This window comes from uncultured Porticoccus sp. (assembly GCF_913061305.1).
Classification (GTDB): Bacteria; Pseudomonadota; Gammaproteobacteria; order Pseudomonadales; family Porticoccaceae; genus Porticoccus.
In genome coordinates, this window is record NZ_CAJXST010000001.1 from 132,733 (window position 1) to 150,534 (window position 17,802).

A 17,802-nucleotide genomic window follows, 5' to 3' on the forward strand; every position below is an offset into this window, starting at 1 on the left:
CGGGATCAGGTGGTTTCGGCATAGCGTTGTCTGATGCTTGCGGCGGCCGCGTGGTAGACGTCGCGTATTTCATCACGACGACTGATGCTCATGTTCAGATCGCGCAGCAAACCATCGGCGATACCGTAAATCCAGCCGTGTACGGTCACCGGCTGGCCTCGGGTCCAGGCATCACGGATTATATTGGTTTTACAGACATTGACCACCTGCTCAATGACATTCAACTCGCAGATCTCGTCGATCACGCGGTCTTGATCGGCCCCATCGGTGAGGTAAGCCTGATGGATGTACTGCACATCCTGAACATTCAGCAGCCAGTAGTCGATCAAGCCCAGATGTTGCTTCAATACCGCTGCTCTAACACCGCCACATCCATAGTGACCGCTCACTATCACATGTTTTACCTTGAGATACTCGACGGCATATTGCATTACCGAGAGGCAGTTGAGGTCGCTGTGCACCACCATATTGGCCACATTCCTGTGGACAAATAATTCACCGGGCATCAGACCGACAATCTCATTGGCCGGCACCCGGCTGTCGGAACAGCCGATCCACAAATACTCTGGCGTCTGCTGTTTTAAAAGCCGTTCAAAAAAGGAAGGATCTTTCTCTTTCTGGGCAGCGGCCCAGGCAACATTTTTCTCGAACAGTTCTTTCACTGAACATACTCCGCAGGGCTACTTCAGCAGACAAGTGTACGGTCAGTGGCGACACAAAAAAACCGGATTTTTAGTCCGGTTTTTCAAAGTGAGTATGGCTGACCCGCTGCGACGGCTCAATCGGGATCGCGATGTCGGATATCCCGGCCCTGTACCAGATAGACAATATGCTCACAGATATTCTTGGCATGGTCACCAATGCGTTCCAGGGAGCGCAACGTCCAGAGAATATTCATGGAGCGTGAAATACTGCGGGGGTCTTCCATCATATAGGTGATCATTTCCCGCAGCGCTGACTTGTAATCCATATCCACCTGGCGGTCGGCCTTCATGGTGACGATAGCGGATTCCGCATCAAAACGGGAAAAGGCATCCAGAGAGTCGTTGAGCATCTTGCGCACGCAATTGCCGATATGACGCACCTCGGTATAGCCCCGGGGCGCACTACCCTGCTCGGAAAGCAGAATCGCCATTTTGGCAATTTTGTTGGCTTCGTCGCCGATCCTCTCCAGATCCCGGAGCGTCTTGGACACAGCGAGCACCATCCGCAGATCGCTGGCTGCCGGCTGACGCCGGGCAATCAGCGTGGTACAGGTGTCATCGATGTCCATCTCCATGGAATCTATTCTGGCTTCCACCTCCATCACTTTATCTGCCAAAGTGCTGTCGGCATCTTCCAGGGCGCGAATCGCATCGGCTACCTGCCTTTCCACCAGGCCGCCCATTTCCAGCATGCTGGTCCTGATTTCTTCCAGGTCTTCATTAAATTGTCTGGAAATATGTTGGTCGAGATTCAAGTTGTCCATCCTCAGCTCCTTAAGGGCCTGTTCACACCCATTGCATTGCCGCTGTTGTGGTTAAAACAGTGCCAATCACGGCGTGGTGAACGTACTTTGGTGGTGCCAAAGTAGCGAGCCGCAACATAGAGTGGCGCTTTTTTTGCCGCAACCCGAAGGGCTGGGGTCATTTTTTCGCCCAGCGTCGTTATCACTCGCTCATATAGAACCACTATACTTTTCTCCTTCTGCCTTGCTGGACAAAAAAATGGCCTCCAGCAGCGATAATGCAATGGGTGTGAACAGGCCCTAGCCAAAGCGCCCGGTAATGTAGGATTCCGTCAGCTCGTGTTGCGGCTTGGTGAAGACGGTGTCTGTGTCGTTCATTTCAACCAGCCAGCCAAGGTGGAAATAGGCGGTGCGCTGGGAAACCCGGGCGGCCTGCTGCATCGAGTGAGTAACAATGGCGATCGTGTAGGACTCGCTCAGCTCCCTGATCAGCTCTTCGATCTTGGCGGTGGCAATCGGATCCAGCGCCGAACAGGGCTCATCCATCAATACCACTTCCGGGCTGACGGCAATGGTCCTGGCGATACACAACCGTTGCTGCTGCCCACCGGAAAGCCCGGTACCGGGAGAATCCAGGCGATCTTTCACCTCGTCCCACAACCCCGCCTTGCGCAAGCTGTTTTCCACAATTTCGTCCAGATCGGTTTTGCGATTGGCGAGACCGTGAATCCGTGGCCCGTAGGCGACGTTGTCATAAATCGACTTGGGGAAAGGGTTGGGCTTCTGAAAGACCATCCCCACCCGGGCGCGCAACTCCACCACATCCAGCTTCGGATCATAAATATCCTGATTTTCCAGGTGCAGGCTACCCTCCACCCGGCAGATATCAATGGTATCGTTCATCCGGTTCATGCAGCGCAGAAAGGTGGACTTGCCACAGCCACTGGGGCCGATCAGTGCCACCACCTCGTTTTTGCCGATATCCAGACTGACCCCGTGGATAGCCTGATCCGTATCATAAAATACATTTACATCGCGCATGCGCATCTTGGGATCATCCACAAAGGGTGCGCCAACGGTTTTTTCCGGAATGTACAAGTTTTCTTCTGTCATCATATGCTCTTGTGCAACGACCCTGGGGTCCACTTGCACAGCATCCTGAAACACATTCATTTTTTCTGCAATATCCATGTTGTTTCCTGTCAGTTACCAGCGGCGTTCAAGGCGTTTTCGCATGACCACCGCCAGGGTGTTCATAGTGATCAGAAATGTCATCAGCACCATGATGGCAGCCGATGTCATGGTGACGAACGATTGCTCGGGGCTGCTGGCCCAGAGAAAGACCTGGACCGGCAATACGGTGGCGGCATCCAGCGCGCCGGTGGGCAATTCAACGATAAACGCCACCATGCCAATCATCAGCAGTGGTGCGGTTTCACCCAGGGCCTGGGCCATCCCGATGATGCCACCGGTCAGCATCCCCGGCAGCGCCAGTGGCAGTACAAATTGCAGCACCACCTGCATTTTTGAGGCACCCAGCCCCATCGCCGCCTGGCGAATGCTGGGGGGAACCGCCTTGATCGCCGCCCGACTGGAGATAATGATGGTGGGCAACGTCATTAGTGTCAGTACCAACCCGCCCACTAACGGCACCGAGCGGGGCATGCCGAACAGGCCGATAAATACCGCCAGACCCAGCAAACCGAAGATGATGGAAGGCACCGCAGCCAGATTGTTGATGTTTACCTCGATAAAATCGGTGAAGCGATTCTTCGGGGCAAATTCTTCCAGATAGACGGCCGCAGCGACACCGATCGGGAAACTCAGCGCCAACGTCACCAGCATGGTAAACAGCGAACCCAATATCGCCCCGAGGATACCGGCCTGTTCCGGTTCGCGGGAATCACCGCGGGTAAACAGGGAGTGATTGAAGCCTGCGCGAACCTCGTTACCCTGCTCCAGTTCCTGCATCCAGGCCTGCTGCCGATCACTGAGGCGAGCGGTTTCGCGCTTTGCCTCACTGGTTTTCATGTACATATCAGCGTCATCGTTGAGCTGCAACCACAGCGTGCGGGTCTGGCCGAGCAATTCCGGCGACTCTTCCAGCATGGCGCGCAGTCGGTAGCCCGCAGCGGTGCTCACCAGAGCAGATAGTGCGCGCTTGTCTTCGCGCTCCTCCACGCCGGGAAAGCGTGCCTGCAAGGCATTGCGGACAACCCCTTCGTAGTTGCCGTACTGCAATTGTTCCGGGTCGCGCGGATCGTCGATGCCCAGGGTTTCCGGGTCAAAGGTGATCTGCAGAGAAACGGAATATTCGTAGAAAGCCCGATAGCCCTTGCCAATGATATCGGTGAACAGCAACAGCAGTGCCAGCAGACCAATGCTGATGGCACAGATGCCAAAGAACTTGAAGCGTTTTTCTGCCCGATAGCGCCGCGCCAGCGTTTTGCGAACCTGTTCGGTGGTTACACTCATACTTTAATCCTCTTGCAGCCGAGCCTACTCGTACTGTTCCCGGTATTTCTTGACGATGTGCAGAGCGACCACATTCATCAACAGGGTGGTAATGAACAGCATCAGACCCAGGGCAAACGCCGCCAGTGTTTTGGCACTGTCGAATTCCTGATCGCCGGTCAGCAGGGTGACAATCTGTACCGTAATGGTGGTCACCGCCTGCAGGGGGTTGGCGGTGAGATTGGCCGCGAGACCGGCCGCCATAACCACGATCATGGTTTCACCAATGGCCCGCGAGGCCGCCAGCAGAATACCGCCCATAATGCCCGGCAGCGCCGCGGGGAAAATCACTTTTTTGATGGTTTCCGAGCGGGTGGCACCGAGTCCGAGGGAGGCATCCCGCATCGCTCTGGGCACCGCAGTGATCACATCGTCAGACAGGGAAGAGACAAAGGGAATCAACATAATCCCCATCACCAGCCCCGCCGCCAGTGCAGATTCAGAGGCGACGGAGAGCCCCAGCGACTGACCAACATCACGAATAAAGGGTGCCACGGTGAGCGCTGCAAAAAAACCGTAGACGACGGTCGGGACCCCGGCGAGCACCTCCAGCGCGGGCTTGGCGAACGAGCGCACTTTGGAGTGGGCATATTCCGCCAGATAAATGGCCGACATCAATCCCACCGGTACCGCCACCATCAGAGCAATGGCTGAAATAAGCAGGGTGCCGGCGAACAACGGTACGGCACCAAAGGCACCCTCCGAGGCCACCTGATCCGCACGCAGCGCCATTTGCGGGCTCCAGTTGAGCCCGAACAGGAAATCCGCGATCGGCACCTGTCCAAAAAACCGGATCGATTCAAACAACACAGAGAACACGATACCAACTGTGGTCACCACTGCCAGTACCGCGCAGAGCATGAAGACGACCAGCAATACCCGTTCCACCTGTTCACGGGCTGGCATTCTTGCGGAAACCCGCAGCCAGGCCCAGGCACCACCCAGCATTGCCAGTACGATCACAACAACGGCCATGGCCATGGCACTGATCGATTGCAACTGGTTTAGTCGTCCGGCGGCGTTAGCCACGGCAGCATCCACAAAGTCTGTCGGCAGTGCACCACTGGCCACATTGCCAATCTGACTGAGCATCAGGTTGCGTGCAGTACCATCCACCGGTTGCAGCTCTGTGGGCAGGCTGTCCAATACCATGATACGGATCAGGGTCTGATCAAATATCAGCCAGGCCACCAGTACTGTCAACGCCGGCAGCGCGCACCAGATGGCTGAGCGCATGGCATAGTAAAACGGTAGTGAGCGCAGATGGCGGATACCACCCAACGGCTGTGCAACCTGCAGTGCCCGGTGGCGACCCATAATGAAGGCCGTAACAATCATCGCAGCAAGTATTAATAATAGCTGTCCGGTCTGCATGAACTGCTCCAGTATTATTTTTCCACCTACAACCGTTTAGCGGTGGGAATGTCTCAATACCCAGGGACAAGAAGGCCCGACGTGTTCTACGCCGGGCCCGCTGTCGCTAGTCAACCTTATTCAAACTCTTTACCGGTCATGCTGCCGAGCGACTTGGCGTTATCCGCCCACTTCATGCGCTCATTTTTTGGTGAAGGAATCAAGCCCTTGTCTGCCAGATACCCTTCGTCACCCCAGGCGCGGTCGTGAGTAAACTCTTTCACGTACTCCTGGATACCGGGAATCACACCGACGTGGGCTTTTTTCACGTAGAAATACATGGAGCGAGCCATCGGGTATTCACCACTACCTACTGTTTCCATGTTCGGGCTGACACCTTTGATTTTTACAGCTTTCACAATGGAGCGGTTCTGATCGAGGAACGAGAAGCCGAATACGCCCAGTATATTGGGTGAAGATTCCAGTTTCTGAATGATCAGGTTATCGTTTTCGCCAGCTTCGATGTAGTGACCATCTTCGCGAATGCTGCGACAGACCGATTTGTATTTGCTTTTGTCCTGACCTTTCATCGCTTTCAACCAGGGGAAGGTCTTGCAGCCACCTTCAACACCCAGTTCGTTGAACGAATCGCGGGTTCCGGACGTGGGCGGCGGACCTACCACCTCAATCTTGATATTTGGCAGTGCCGGATTGACGTCTTTCCAGGTTTTGTAGGGGTTGGCTACCAGCTCTTCTGTGCCGTTCGGATTTGGCACATCCTTGGCCATCGCCAGGTACAGATCACGCAGGGTGATATCGAGATCGGGCCCTTTTACGGAATTGGCGACTACCAGGCCGTCATAACCGATCTGTACTTCGGTAATATCTTTAACACCGTTGGACTTGCACAGTTCAAACTCTGATTGCTTCATACGACGGGAAGCATTGGTGATATCGGGATGCTGGGTGCCGACGCCCTGACAAAACAACTTCAGTCCACCACCGGAGCCGGTGGATTCAATTTTGGGGGTCGGGAAACTGGTGTTACGGCCGAACCGTTCTGCCACGACGGTAGCAAATGGGTAGACGGTGGATGAACCGACTATGGAAACGGTATCACGGGCCATTGCTGGCACACTGGACAGAGCCAGTGCTGCAGCGAGTACTAATTTATGGGTATTTTTCACGTTTGCCTCCAGGGCTGATCATTAACATCGGGACTGATGCTAGTGGTCTATCGTGACAACTCTATGAATCTTGTATGACAGTAATGTGACACAGCTCAGATGGCGCAATACAAACATGCTTCAGCCTGGATTACCATGTCGGCTTCACCCGTTGCCATAAGCGCCCCACCTTACTGCCCGGGCAGGTTTGTTCTGGTCGAGACCCGCCCGGTCTTATAAACTGTGCAACGGTTACGAGAGATAATAAAAATGCCTCGATTGATACATTTTCTGGAGCATCTGGCCAGCGGTATCGACTGTTTTACCGAATGGACCGGTAGACTGGTGGCCTGGCTAACCCTCGCCATGATGGTACTGACCTGCCTGGTGGTGGTCATGCGTTATTTCCTGCAATCCGGCTCGATCGCCCTGCAGGAGTCGGTCACTTATTTTCATGCGGTGGTTTTTCTGCTGGGTGCCGCCTTCACCCTGAAACGGGGCGGCCACGTTCGTGTGGATATTTTCTATCAACGTTACAGCCCGCGCATGAAAGCACTGGTGGATGCGCTGGGTGGCCTGCTGTTTCTCATCCCCGTCTGTATTCTGATACTGCTGTTCTGCTGGGAATACGTCACAAACAGCTGGGCAATAAGGGAAGTCTCCAAGGAGGCGAGCGGGCTACCTTGGGTTTACCTGCTGAAAAGCCTGTTAATTCTGATGCCGATTACCCTGCTTTTACAGGGTATTGCGGAAGTCATCAAAAACCTGCTGTTTTTCTTTGGGCTCAGCCGGATGCAAACCGTTGAACATCAGGAGCCCCTGCTCTGATGGCCGAATACATTCCAGTACTGATGTTTGCCGTGGTCTGCCTGATGCTGATGGCTGGCTACCCGGTAGCGCTATCACTGGCGGGCACCGCCCTGATTTTTGCGATGGTAGGCTCCGCCACCGGCCATTTCGATATGTCTTTTTTGCATGCCCTGCCCAACCGTTTATACGGCACGATCGACAATACCACCCTGATCGCTGTGCCCCTGTTTGTGCTAATGGGCGTCATGCTGGAGAAATCCAGGCTGGCGGAGGACCTGCTGGACAGCATGGCTCTGCTGTTTGGCAAGTTCAAAGGGGGGCTGGGTATTTCGGTGGTGGTGGTGGGCATGCTGCTGGCCGCCAGCACCGGAATTGTCGGTGCCACGGTGGTAGCCATGGGCCTGATGTCCCTGCCCACCATGCTGAAACGGGGTTACGATCCGGCATTGGCCACCGGCTCCATTTGCGCCACCGGCACCCTGGGGCAGATTATCCCCCCGTCCATCGCCCTGGTTCTGCTGGGCGATATCCTGTCCAGCGCCTACCAGCAGGCCCAGCTGGGGATGGGTATTTTTAACCCGAAAACAATCTCTATCGGGGATCTGTTTGTGGGCGCGATTGTGCCCGGCCTGTTGCTGGTGACCCTGTACATTCTGTATTTGATCGTAATCTCACGGCTTAAACCCGAGCTTGCGCCAGTGGCTGAGGTGGACGGGGAGTCCAGCCTCTCGGCGGCCAGATTGCTGCGCAGCCTGTTACCACCGGTGGTCCTGATCGTGGCCGTACTGGGCTCGATTCTCAGCGGTGCGGCCACCCCCACGGAAGCCGCCGGGGTCGGTGCGATGGGCGCTACACTGCTGGCTCTGGGGCGTCGGCAACTGACCATGAAAAGGTTGCGGGACGTCACCCAGTCCACCACTGAAGTCACTGCCATGGTGTTCCTGATCCTGATCGGTGCCGCGATATTCTCCCTGATCTTCCGGGGTTTTGGTGGTGAGGAGTTGATGGAAGACCTGTTCACTCATATTCCCGGCGGGGTTGTCGGCGCCACTCTGGTGGTCATGGTGGTCATTTTTCTGCTGGGTTTTATTCTCGATTTTATCGAAATCACCTTTGTCGTCGTGCCCATCGTCGGACCTATTTTGCTGGCAATGGGACTCGACCCGGTTTGGCTTGGCATCATGATCGCCATCAACCTGCAGACCTCTTTTCTGACTCCGCCCTTTGGCTTTGCCCTGTTCTATCTACGCGGTGTTGCACCGCCTTCGGTAGCAACCCGCGATATTTACCGTGGCGTCGTGCCTTTTATCATCATTCAACTATTGCTGATGTTAATGCTGGCCATCTGGCCATCGCTGGCCACCTGGCTGCCATCCATCGTTTTCTGAAATCCGTACATAATTTAATAATAAGGAGTAGAGCTTGACTGAGATCAATCAACCGCCGGCACCCCGCGGCGAACTCACCCTGCAGACCATCGCCATGCCCAAAGACACCAACTCGAGTGGTGATATTTTTGGCGGCTGGCTGCTCTCACAAATGGACCTCGGCAGCTCCATTCTGTCCCAGCGGGTTGCCAAAGGTCGCGTGGCCACGGTGGCAATCAGTGAGATGTCGTTTCTTCGGCCGGTTCCGGTTGGCGCCATAGTCAGTTGCTACTGTGAGTTGATGCAGGTCGGCAGCAGCTCCATGACCATCAACGTTGAGGTCTGGATCAACATTGAATCCACCAATGAACCCGCCAAGGTAACGGAAGGACAATTTGTCTTTGTTGCCATCGACGAACGGGGCAAAACCCGCACGGTCAGCAAGGACAAATAAAAACGGTACTGGTCTAACCACCAATACCGTTCAATGTTTGTGTCGGGAGCCGCAATATTGTCAACCGGGAAGTTGGCCTGAAAGTGCTGAAAAGCGTTTATTGCTGCTGCCCGGCTTCTATTTTCTCAAAATATTCCGTGAGCTCCTGAAAACCGCCTATATATTCTTTGCCGTGGAATATCTGCGGTACCGTATTGACCGGCTGGCCAATGGTTTTGGCCAGATCCGCCGGACTGATACCCTCGTCGTGGATATTCACATAACGGTATTCCAGCCCCTTGGCTTCCATCAGCTCCTTGGCGCGGCGACAGAAACCACAGGCATCGTGGCCGAAGATAGTAAAAGGTTGCATAGTTCTTCTCCTGTTGGAATCAGATATTCATGGTAAATACTTTAACTTTCGACCAACAATAGCTCTAGCTAATTATTACTATGCGGGTAATAGCAATACGCAATCAGAGGTTAACTATTTCTTCACGCAACCACAGCATTCTCAGCAAAATCAAAATCGCTACCGCCGCCAGAAGATGCTTAAGGGTATGACCGCTAATGAGAGTGGTTGCGACAAAAATCTGCTGATCCAGATATTCCGTCAGCTTCGCCAGACCGTAGCAGAGCAAAATAACCAGGATATCCCGGCTTCTGGTAAACCGTGATCGGCTAATGACCATCAGCAGGACAATGCAGAGTATCGGCAAAAACTGCACCACCAGGTAGGGGCGCAAGTCTCCCCGGCCCAGGCTCTCCGTGATATGCCAGTAGATAACGGATCCTGCACCGACCAACAACAGTGGATAAAAAAGTATTTTTTGCAATGGGCGGCCCAAATACTCAGCAAACAACGCCGTGGTCAACGCCATAAAAACAACGGCCATTGGTAGCCGGTCCCAGAGCAGTGTCCCATTGCTGGGATTGAGATGAAACCAGATCGAACCCATACCGGTAAACATAACGGCTGCAAATAGCGTCAGGTAGGCAGGCGTCACGGAAAAATTATCGTGCACCAGTTGCCTTTTCCACGTCAGCACAACACCACAAATGCCGAGCAGGATAAGTGGCAGATTGGACACCACATTCAGGAAGTTGTTTATGCCGAACAGCATTCTTTGGTCGGCAAACTGCAGATACTTTTTCGGCTGTGCCACGGGTTCTACCAATAGAAAAAACAGGCCCGTAACGCTGACCAGTATAAGTAACAGGAACGCAATTTTTTTATCCATGGCCTGAGCACATTTTTCTGGCACCCTTAGAGAATCCCTATTACTGGGCAGGAATACCAGGCAGGAACGCCCTCCAGGACATCGCCAGGCGGGGATAATTTATCCCTGGCCACAGCTCCCCGGTGAACCGACCATTGTCCCGCTGCCCGTCCAACCCGACGGTGGGCTTTAGTGCAACCCCTCTTCAATGGTTTTCCTATACCTTCAGGAAGTACTGTATCAACCTTTGGCTATACCTGCTCAGAAACCGGTGCTGCATGGCCGGCGTCAATAAAGCCCTTACTATTCGGGGGTTGCAGCCTTATAATTGCCGACTTTGTATGCCATGGGGGAACTCAGTTGTCACAGACTACACCGGATGTTTCAACTTTCCAGGGGCTTATTCTGTCTCTGCAACAGTTTTGGGCAAAGCACCACTGCGTCATCCTGCAACCGCTGGATATGGAGGTGGGTGCGGGAACCTTCCACCCGGCAACTTTCCTGCGCGCCATCGGCCCCGAGAGCTGGCACAGCGCCTATGTGCAACCCTGTCGCCGCCCCACAGATGGCCGCTACGGTGAAAATCCCAACCGACTGCAGCACTACTACCAGTTTCAGGTTGTCCTGAAACCGTCCCCCGATAATATTCAGGAGCTGTATCTCGACTCCCTGCGACAACTCGGCATTGATACCAATATCCACGATATTCGATTTGTGGAGGATAACTGGGAATCACCCACGCTGGGCGCCTGGGGGCTCGGTTGGGAAGTGTGGCTGAACGGCATGGAGGTGACACAGTTCACCTACTTTCAGCAGGTGGGCGGGCTGGAATGTTTTCCGGTCACCGGTGAAATCACCTACGGTCTCGAACGAATTGCCATGTATTTGCAGGGCGTGGATAGCATCTATGACCTGGTATGGACCGAGGGACCGGAAGGCCGCGTCACTTACGGGGATGTTTTTCACCAGAATGAGGTGGAGATGTCAGCTTTTAACTTCAATGAGGCCAATGTGGATTTCCTGTTCCACAGCTTCGATGTTTACGAAAGCGAAAGTCAGCGTTTAATTGAAAAAGGCCTGCCACTGCCCGCCTATGAAATGGTCATGAAGGCCTCCCATGCCTTCAATCTGCTGGACGCGAGGCATGCCATCTCCGTCACGGAGCGACAACGTTTCATTCTCCGTGTGAGAACCCTGGCAAGAGCCGTGGCACAGGCGTATTTCAACTCACGTCTGGCACTTGGCTTCCCGCTGGCACCACCGGCGCTTGCCAATCACGTTAAACAGCTGGCAGCAGAGGCTCAAACATGAGTTCAGATTTTCTTGTTGAAATTGGCACAGAAGAGCTCCCGCCAAAGTCACTGTTGAACCTGTCAGAGGCTTTTCGGGAGGAGATTGTAAATCGTCTCTCCGGGCTAAAGCTGAATTTTGGCACCGTTTCCTCATTTGCATCACCGCGTCGCCTGGCAGTGGTTGTTCGCGCGCTCGATCCGATAACACCCGGGCAGGAAACCATCAACTGGGGGCCACCCAAATCCGTTGCCTTCGATCAGGCTGGTATGCCAACCCGCGCCGCCCAGGCCTTTGCCGAGAAAAACAACTGTCCGCTGGCCGCGTTGCCGGAAATGGTGGAGCACGATGGCAAACAGGAAAAACTGTGCCACAGGGCCAACCAGCCGGGACAATCAACCACTGCCCTGCTGGGGGATGTCGTGTCCGGCGCCCTGGCGGCACTGCCCATCCCAAAGCGGATGCGCTGGGGTACACGCCGCGAAGAATTCGTCCGGCCCGTTCACTGGATTGTTATGTTATTCGGTAACGAAATCGTCGAGACAGAGGTAATGGGCCTGCCCGCTGGTAACCGGAGTCGGGGGCATCGTTTCCATGCCCCCAACGACATCGTTATTGATAGTCCGGCCAGCTATGGTCAGCAACTGAAGCAGGCTTACGTGTTGGCAGACTTTGCTGAACGTCGCCATTTAATTCGGGAAGGCGTTCACGCCGCCGCCAAACAAGCCGGCGGCCATGCGGTTATCGATGACGATTTACTGAATGAAGTGACCGCCCTCAACGAGTGGCCCGTGCCATTGGTGGGACAGTTTGAAGCACGCTTTCTCGACGTCCCTGCGGAAGCACTGATCTCCTCCATGAAATCCCATCAGAAATATTTTCATGTGCTGGATGACAGTGGCAAGTTAATGCCGGTCTTTATTACCGTCGCCAATATTGAGAGCACTGACCCAGAGCAGGTAATCCGCGGCAATGAACGGGTGATACGACCGCGCCTGTCGGATGCCGCCTTCTTTTACGAAACTGACCGGCAAACCACGCTGGCCAATCAGCGCGAGTTACTTCGCAGCATTGTGTTCCAGGCGAAGCTCGGATCGCTGTTTGACAAGACTGAACGGGTCGCCAGTCTGGCCCGGAGCTTGTCGGAGACAACCGGTGCCGACGGCACGCTGGCATTCCGGGCCGGGGAGTTGAGCAAGTCGGATCTGGTGAGCGAAATGGTCGGTGAGTTCGATGATCTGCAAGGGACCATGGGCCGCTATTATGCCATGCACGATGGCGAAGACCCGGAAGTGGCTGATGCGCTTTTTGAACAATACCTGCCCCGTTTTGCCGGTGACATCATTCCCACCACCAGGACCGGGATTACCCTGGCGATAGCCGACCGCCTGGACACGCTTGTCGGCATCTTCGGTATCGGGCAACCGCCCAGCGGCTCAAAAGACCCCTTTGCCCTGCGCCGCGCAAGCCTCGGTGTATTGCGGATTATTGTCGAACACAATATCGACATTGATCTCAAGGCAGCACTGGACCTGGCACTCGCCCAACTCGATGCATCGGCGCTGGTAGATAGTACCGACCATATAAACAAGCAAGTACTCACTTACATGCTGGATCGCTTCAAGGGGCGATATGAAGATGAGCATATCCCTGCAGAAGTCTTCCAGTCAGTTGCTGCGCGACAGCTCACTAACCCTCTGGACATTCATCTGCGAGTACTGGCTGTGCACACCTTCAACCAACTGCCGGAAGCAGAGGCGCTTGCCGCCGCCAACAAGCGCGTGTCCAATATTCTTTCCAAACAAACCGATCTGCCTGATGGCAAGGACGTGAATCAAGACTTACTTACCGAGTCCGCCGAACAGGCACTCGCCGGAACACTTATGGCACTGACCAGTGCAGTCAGCCCACTTCTCCAGGCCCGGGATTACACCAGCGCACTGAAAGAACTGGCCAAATTGCGGGATCCGGTCGATCAGTTTTTTGATGAGGTCATGGTCATGGCAGAACAGTCAGAAGTGCGCATGAACCGCCTTGCGCTGTTACAAAAACTGCAGGCATTGTTTTTGAATATAGCGGACATTTCCCTGTTGGTACCGGCCAAGTAAATGACGAAGCTGGTAATTCTCGATCGGGATGGTGTAATCAATCAGGACTCCGATAATTACATCAAGACTGTCGATGAATGGATCCCCCTGCCCGGCAGTATAGCTGCTATAGCCAGGCTCCACCGGGCCGGTTATAGCGTGGTCGTGGCCACCAATCAGTCCGGTATTGGGCGGGGTCTATTTGATCTCAATGATCTGGAAGCCATGCACGAAAAGTTGTCTGAGCTTCTGGCACAACAGGGTGCCGAGCTGGCGGGCATATTCTATTGTCCCCATACACCTGAAGACCACTGCCATTGCCGAAAACCGGCGGCCGGGCTTATCGATGCCATTGCCAGTGAATTTGGTGTGTCACTCAATGGGGTTCCCCTGATTGGCGACAGCCTGCGGGATCTACAGGCTGGCTTGAGTCATCAGTGCACCCCCATTCTGGTACGTACCGGCAAGGGTACCGCCACGGAAAAAAAACTGCCTGCTCAACCGGAAATCGAGTTACAGCGAGCGGCAGTTTTTGATGATCTTGGCCAGGCTGTGGATTATTTATTGGCCCAGGACACAGGAATTTCCCATGAATAAACCGATTATGCTCCTGCGCTCAATGCTGTTTTATCTACTTTATACGCTGATAGTCTTTATTTTCGGCTTCATTGCCACCTGCTCCGGGCCTTTTCTAGGCTACCTGAACCGTCACCGTCTACTCACCACCGCCGGCATGCTGATCAACCGTGCACTGAGTCTCACCTGCGGTATTAACGTCCAGGTGGATGGCCTGGAAAATGTTCCCCATACCCCGTGCGTCATCCTCAGCAAACACCAATCCACCTGGGAAGTTTTTTTCCTGCAGCGGCTCTTTATGCCCGTCAGCACCATCCTTAAACAGGAGTTACTGAAAATACCTTTTTTTGGCTGGGGTATCCGCCTGATGCACCCCATTGCCATTGATCGCAGCAACCCCCGCCAGGCCATGAAGCAGGTTATGCAACAGGGCACGCAACGTATCAGCGAAGGGAACCGGGTGGTTATTTATCCAGAGGGCTCCCGCATCCCTTTTGGTAAAATTGGCAAATATGGCCGTAGTGGCGCCGCCCTGGCGATTGCAGCAGGTGTGCCCATCATTCCGGTAGCCCATAATGCGGGCTATTGCTGGCCGGCCCGGCAGCTGATGAAACGACCAGGCACGATCCATGTCATTATTGGTAAGCCCATTATTGTGACACCGGAGAGCAACAGCCAGGTTGTGACAGAACAGGTCAAAGACTGGATTGAAACACAGCAGCTAAGATTGGCCGATCAGTAAGTTTTCTATCACAAGCTGTTAGATTTTCTACCCATACTCTCCTAGACTGAATTGTGTGACTGTTCACAATCAGCGTGGGTTTTATCCATGAAAGATATTGATAAGGGTGCTTATGTTGGTGAGGATCGACGCAAGGAGCAGCGCCGGAAAAGCCCCGATAGGCGTGATGATATTCGCGTTGAACCCAACAAAGACGAGCGCAGGGAAAATCGTGGTCGCCGGAAAACAGATGGCGATGTCTGGCGGGATCACGAAGAATAGAACGCACTGTGTACAGGCAAACAGACCATAAAAAACCCGGCTATTTACCGGGTTTTTTATTTAAAATCAACTAGTTAGACATCGAGATTGGTTACCGATAGCGCATTGGTTTCAATAAACAGCCGACGCGGTTCCACCTGGTCACCCATCAGCGTATTGAACATCTGGTCAGCAGCAATCGCGTCCTCAATCGTCACCCTGAGCATTCGGCGGGTTTCCGGATTCATAGTGGTATCCCAAAGCTGTTCAGGGTTCATTTCTCCCAGCCCCTTGTAACGCTGAACGTTGTAACCACGGCGCGATTCACCCATAAGCCAGGCAAGGGTTTCACTAAAGCTGGTGACCGGTTTGCTGCGATCGCCCCGCTGGACATACGCGCCCTCTTCAATCAGGCCGTGCAACTGTCTGCCCAACGCGACGATCGCACCGTATTCGCCCGATGCAAAAAATTCATGGTTAAACCGGTAATTGGTCGGTACACCATGGGCTGTCAGCTCAACAACGGGTAAAAAAGTATGCCGTTCGGGGTCTTCAATAACGCTTACCTTGTAACGGTGGCTACCGGCAATATTGTCCTGTTCAAACGAACCGGCCAGCTCTTCGCTCCATTGCTCGACAACGGCACGGTCAGAAAGCTGACGAGGTTCAAGGACAGGGGTATCAATCAATTTTTTCAGCACACTTTCTGGATAAACCCGCGACATCCGATCGATAATATTCATTACACGGCGATAGTCGGCAACCAGGCTTTCCAGTGCAGGGCCACTGATGGGCGGTGCTTCAGCCGTCACATGCAGGCTTGCCGCTTCCAGGGCGGACTGTGTCAGGAAGGCCGTCAATGACTGGTCATCTTTAAGATATTGCTCCTGTTTTCCCTTACTGATTTTATACAGCGGCGGTTGAGCGATATAGATGTGTCCCCTTTCGACCAGTTCCCGCATTTGCCGGAAGAAAAAAGTGAGCAACAGGGTGCGGATGTGTGAACCATCGACATCGGCATCCGTCATGATCAGAATCGTGTGGTAACGAAGTTTATCGGGATTGAACTCTTCCGTACCAATGCCACAACCCAGAGCGGTGATCAGTGTGCCCACTTCCGCACTCGATAACATTTTATCGAAACGGGCCTTTTCTACATTGAGGATTTTTCCCTTCAGGGGAAGAATAGCTTGAGTTCGGCGATCCCTGCCCTGCTTGGCTGAGCCACCCGCAGAATCACCCTCCACCAGGTACAGCTCGGAAAATGCCGGGTCTTTTTCCTGACAATCTGCCAGTTTCCCAGGCAATCCGGCGATATCCAGCGCACCCTTGCGACGAGTCATATCACGGGCTTTACGGGCGGCCTCCCTTGCCCTGGCGGCATCCACCATCTTATTGACGATACTTCTGGCATCCTGGGGATTTTCCAAAAGGTAGTCCATGAAATTGCTGCCCATCTCTTGCTCAACAGCGGTTTTTACTTCTGAACTGACCAGTTTGTCTTTGGTTTGTGAGGAAAATTTTGGGTCGGGCACTTTAACAGAAACAATCCCGGTCAACCCTTCTCGGGCATCATCCCCGGTGGTATTAACTTTGGCATTTTTTCCGAGTCCCTCTTTCTCGATATAGGTATTGAGACTTCTCGTCAAAGCCGCCCGAAATCCAGCCAGATGGGTACCACCATCGCGTTGCGGAATGTTGTTGGTATAACAGAAGATATTTTCCTGAAAACTGTCATTCCACTGCAGGGCCACCTCGACACCGGTCCCGTCCTCACGCTGAACATCAAAATGCATGACCTGATTGATCGTGGCTTTGTTGGTGTTTAAATATTCCACGAAAGCCTTGAGTCCACCCTCATACTCATAAATGTCCTCTTTACCGCTCCGCTCATCAAGCAGCACAATACGCACACCTGAATTGAGAAATGACAGCTCCCGCAGCCGTTTGGCTAAAATTTCGTAATGAAACTTGATGTTGGTAAAGGTCTCTGTAGAGGGCACAAAGTGAATCGTCGTACCGGTTTCACTCGTATCACCGACCACCGCCAAGGGCTCCTGTGGTACACCGTGGCGGTAAACCTGCTCATAGATATGCCCACCGCGTCTGATGGTCAGCTTTAGTTCAGCCGACAATGCATTGACCACAGAAATCCCGACTCCGTGCAGCCCCCCGGATACCTTATAGGTGTTGTCGTCAAATTTTCCACCGGCGTGAAGCACCGTCATAATAACTTCAGCAGCAGACACGCCCTCTTCGTGCAATTCCGTGGGTATACCCCGGCCATTGTCGGATACTGATATAGATTCGTCGGGATGGATGACTACCCTGATTTCTGAGCAATGACCTGCAAGTCCTTCATCGATGGAGTTATCAACAATTTCAAACACCATATGGTGCAAACCGGTACCATCGTCAGTATCGCCGATATACATCCCAGGGCGTTTTCTCACGGCATCGAGGCCTTTGAGAACCTTGATACTGGAAGAATCGTAGCTATTTTGTTCATCAGTCATAGGTGGAGCCCCTAACAATCGTGTTAATTTCTGGACGCAAA

At 53.6% G+C, this 17,802-nt stretch carries 17 protein-coding genes; 8 read left to right on the top strand and 9 right to left on the bottom strand.

Annotation, left to right across the window (positions count from 1 at the left end; translation table 11 throughout):
* Positions 1 to 5: 5 nt before the first annotated feature.
* The 6 genes from can to QZ516_RS00730 all read right to left on the bottom strand — a co-directional run bounded on the left by can (position 6) and on the right by QZ516_RS00730 (position 6,441).
* Positions 6 to 662, bottom strand: coding sequence for a carbonate dehydratase (gene can, locus QZ516_RS00705; RefSeq protein WP_297184825.1), 657 nt, complete (start codon positions 660 to 662; stop codon positions 6 to 8).
* 116 nt (positions 663 to 778) lie between these two features.
* On the bottom strand, positions 779 to 1,468 hold the full coding sequence (gene phoU / locus QZ516_RS00710; protein WP_297184828.1) for a phosphate signaling complex protein PhoU: 690 nt from the start codon (positions 1,466 to 1,468) through the stop codon (positions 779 to 781).
* Between the two features lie 279 nt (positions 1,469 to 1,747).
* Positions 1,748 to 2,494, bottom strand: coding sequence for a phosphate ABC transporter ATP-binding protein PstB (gene pstB, locus QZ516_RS00715; protein ID WP_339639807.1), 747 nt, complete (start codon positions 2,492 to 2,494; stop codon positions 1,748 to 1,750).
* A gap of 159 nt (positions 2,495 to 2,653) precedes the next feature.
* Positions 2,654 to 3,922 carry a phosphate ABC transporter permease PstA gene (gene pstA, locus QZ516_RS00720; RefSeq protein WP_297184831.1) on the bottom strand — a complete coding sequence of 423 codons (1,269 nt, stop codon included), beginning with the start codon at positions 3,920 to 3,922 and terminating at the stop codon, positions 2,654 to 2,656.
* Positions 3,923 to 3,946: 24 nt separating this feature from the next.
* A complete protein-coding gene (gene pstC / locus QZ516_RS00725) occupies positions 3,947 to 5,335 on the bottom strand; it encodes a phosphate ABC transporter permease subunit PstC (RefSeq protein WP_297184834.1) in 1,389 nt (462 codons plus the stop codon).
* Between the two features lie 116 nt (positions 5,336 to 5,451).
* Positions 5,452 to 6,441, bottom strand: a complete 990-nt coding sequence (locus QZ516_RS00730; protein WP_297185514.1) for a substrate-binding domain-containing protein — start codon at positions 6,439 to 6,441, stop codon at positions 5,452 to 5,454.
* Positions 6,442 to 6,750: 309 nt separating this feature from the next.
* On the opposite strand from QZ516_RS00730, the gene QZ516_RS00735 reads away from it, so the two are divergent.
* From QZ516_RS00735 to QZ516_RS00745, 3 genes are read left to right on the top strand one after another with little or no spacing between them, the layout of a single operon-like run.
* Positions 6,751 to 7,308 carry a TRAP transporter small permease subunit gene (locus QZ516_RS00735; protein ID WP_297184837.1) on the top strand — a complete coding sequence of 186 codons (558 nt, stop codon included), beginning with the start codon at positions 6,751 to 6,753 and terminating at the stop codon, positions 7,306 to 7,308.
* Positions 7,308 to 8,678 carry a TRAP transporter large permease subunit gene (locus QZ516_RS00740; RefSeq protein ID WP_297184840.1) on the top strand — a complete coding sequence of 457 codons (1,371 nt, stop codon included), beginning with the start codon at positions 7,308 to 7,310 and terminating at the stop codon, positions 8,676 to 8,678. The genes QZ516_RS00735 and QZ516_RS00740 overlap by 1 nt, the downstream gene beginning before the upstream one ends.
* Positions 8,679 to 8,712: 34 nt before the next feature.
* Positions 8,713 to 9,111: an acyl-CoA thioesterase gene (locus QZ516_RS00745; protein WP_297184843.1), complete on the top strand. Its 399-nt coding sequence runs from the start codon at positions 8,713 to 8,715 to the stop codon at positions 9,109 to 9,111.
* A 97-nt stretch (positions 9,112 to 9,208) separates the two neighbouring features.
* Here QZ516_RS00745 and QZ516_RS00750 read toward each other — a convergent pair whose 3' ends face one another.
* Together QZ516_RS00750 and QZ516_RS00755 are read right to left on the bottom strand one after the other, a co-directional pair.
* The gene (locus QZ516_RS00750; protein ID WP_297184846.1) at positions 9,209 to 9,463 is read right to left on the bottom strand and encodes a GrxA family glutaredoxin; all 255 of its coding nucleotides are present in this window, start codon (positions 9,461 to 9,463) and stop codon (positions 9,209 to 9,211) included.
* A 103-nt stretch (positions 9,464 to 9,566) separates the two neighbouring features.
* A complete protein-coding gene (locus QZ516_RS00755) occupies positions 9,567 to 10,331 on the bottom strand; it encodes a ceramidase domain-containing protein (RefSeq protein ID WP_297184850.1) in 765 nt (254 codons plus the stop codon).
* Between the two features lie 339 nt (positions 10,332 to 10,670).
* On the opposite strand from QZ516_RS00755, the gene glyQ reads away from it, so the two are divergent.
* The 5 genes from glyQ to QZ516_RS00780 all read left to right on the top strand — a co-directional run bounded on the left by glyQ (position 10,671) and on the right by QZ516_RS00780 (position 15,266).
* A complete protein-coding gene (glyQ, locus tag QZ516_RS00760) occupies positions 10,671 to 11,621 on the top strand; it encodes a glycine--tRNA ligase subunit alpha (RefSeq protein WP_297184852.1) in 951 nt (316 codons plus the stop codon).
* Complete coding sequence (gene glyS / locus QZ516_RS00765; protein WP_297184855.1) at positions 11,618 to 13,708, top strand: glycine--tRNA ligase subunit beta; 2,091 nt, start codon at positions 11,618 to 11,620, stop codon at positions 13,706 to 13,708. Before glyQ ends, glyS begins: the two co-directional genes overlap by 4 nt.
* Positions 13,709 to 14,284 (top strand): D-glycero-beta-D-manno-heptose 1,7-bisphosphate 7-phosphatase, encoded by a 576-nt coding sequence (gene gmhB / locus QZ516_RS00770; RefSeq protein WP_297184858.1) that lies wholly within the window; start codon positions 13,709 to 13,711, stop codon positions 14,282 to 14,284.
* Positions 14,277 to 15,005 carry a lysophospholipid acyltransferase family protein gene (locus tag QZ516_RS00775; protein ID WP_297184861.1) on the top strand — a complete coding sequence of 243 codons (729 nt, stop codon included), beginning with the start codon at positions 14,277 to 14,279 and terminating at the stop codon, positions 15,003 to 15,005. Before gmhB ends, QZ516_RS00775 begins: the two co-directional genes overlap by 8 nt.
* Before the next feature lie 87 nt (positions 15,006 to 15,092).
* Complete coding sequence (locus tag QZ516_RS00780) at positions 15,093 to 15,266, top strand: hypothetical protein (protein WP_297184865.1); 174 nt, start codon at positions 15,093 to 15,095, stop codon at positions 15,264 to 15,266.
* Between the two features lie 74 nt (positions 15,267 to 15,340).
* Here the strand turns inward: QZ516_RS00780 and gyrB are convergent, their stop codons facing one another.
* Positions 15,341 to 17,761 carry a DNA topoisomerase (ATP-hydrolyzing) subunit B gene (gene gyrB, locus QZ516_RS00785; RefSeq protein WP_297184867.1) on the bottom strand — a complete coding sequence of 807 codons (2,421 nt, stop codon included), beginning with the start codon at positions 17,759 to 17,761 and terminating at the stop codon, positions 15,341 to 15,343.
* Positions 17,762 to 17,802: the final 41 nt, after the last annotated feature.

Coding starts and splice junctions, on each gene's coding strand:
- QZ516_RS00780 (WP_297184865.1), top strand. CDS start 15,093: ATGAAAGATATTGATAAGGGTGCTTATGTTGGTGAGGATCGACGCAAG.
- pstA (WP_297184831.1), bottom strand. CDS start 3,922: ATGAGTGTAACCACCGAACAGGTTCGCAAAACGCTGGCGCGGCGCTAT.
- gmhB (WP_297184858.1), top strand. CDS start 13,709: ATGACGAAGCTGGTAATTCTCGATCGGGATGGTGTAATCAATCAGGAC.
- pstC (WP_297184834.1), bottom strand. CDS start 5,335: ATGCAGACCGGACAGCTATTATTAATACTTGCTGCGATGATTGTTACG.
- QZ516_RS00775 (WP_297184861.1), top strand. CDS start 14,277: ATGAATAAACCGATTATGCTCCTGCGCTCAATGCTGTTTTATCTACTT.
- QZ516_RS00730 (WP_297185514.1), bottom strand. CDS start 6,441: ATGGCCCGTGATACCGTTTCCATAGTCGGTTCATCCACCGTCTACCCA.
- gyrB (WP_297184867.1), bottom strand. CDS start 17,761: ATGACTGATGAACAAAATAGCTACGATTCTTCCAGTATCAAGGTTCTC.
- QZ516_RS00735 (WP_297184837.1), top strand. CDS start 6,751: ATGCCTCGATTGATACATTTTCTGGAGCATCTGGCCAGCGGTATCGAC.
- QZ516_RS00755 (WP_297184850.1), bottom strand. CDS start 10,331: ATGGATAAAAAAATTGCGTTCCTGTTACTTATACTGGTCAGCGTTACG.
- pstB (WP_339639807.1), bottom strand. CDS start 2,494: ATGCGCATGCGCGATGTAAATGTATTTTATGATACGGATCAGGCTATC.
- QZ516_RS00740 (WP_297184840.1), top strand. CDS start 7,308: ATGGCCGAATACATTCCAGTACTGATGTTTGCCGTGGTCTGCCTGATG.
- phoU (WP_297184828.1), bottom strand. CDS start 1,468: ATGGACAACTTGAATCTCGACCAACATATTTCCAGACAATTTAATGAA.
- glyS (WP_297184855.1), top strand. CDS start 11,618: ATGAGTTCAGATTTTCTTGTTGAAATTGGCACAGAAGAGCTCCCGCCA.
- QZ516_RS00750 (WP_297184846.1), bottom strand. CDS start 9,463: ATGCAACCTTTTACTATCTTCGGCCACGATGCCTGTGGTTTCTGTCGC.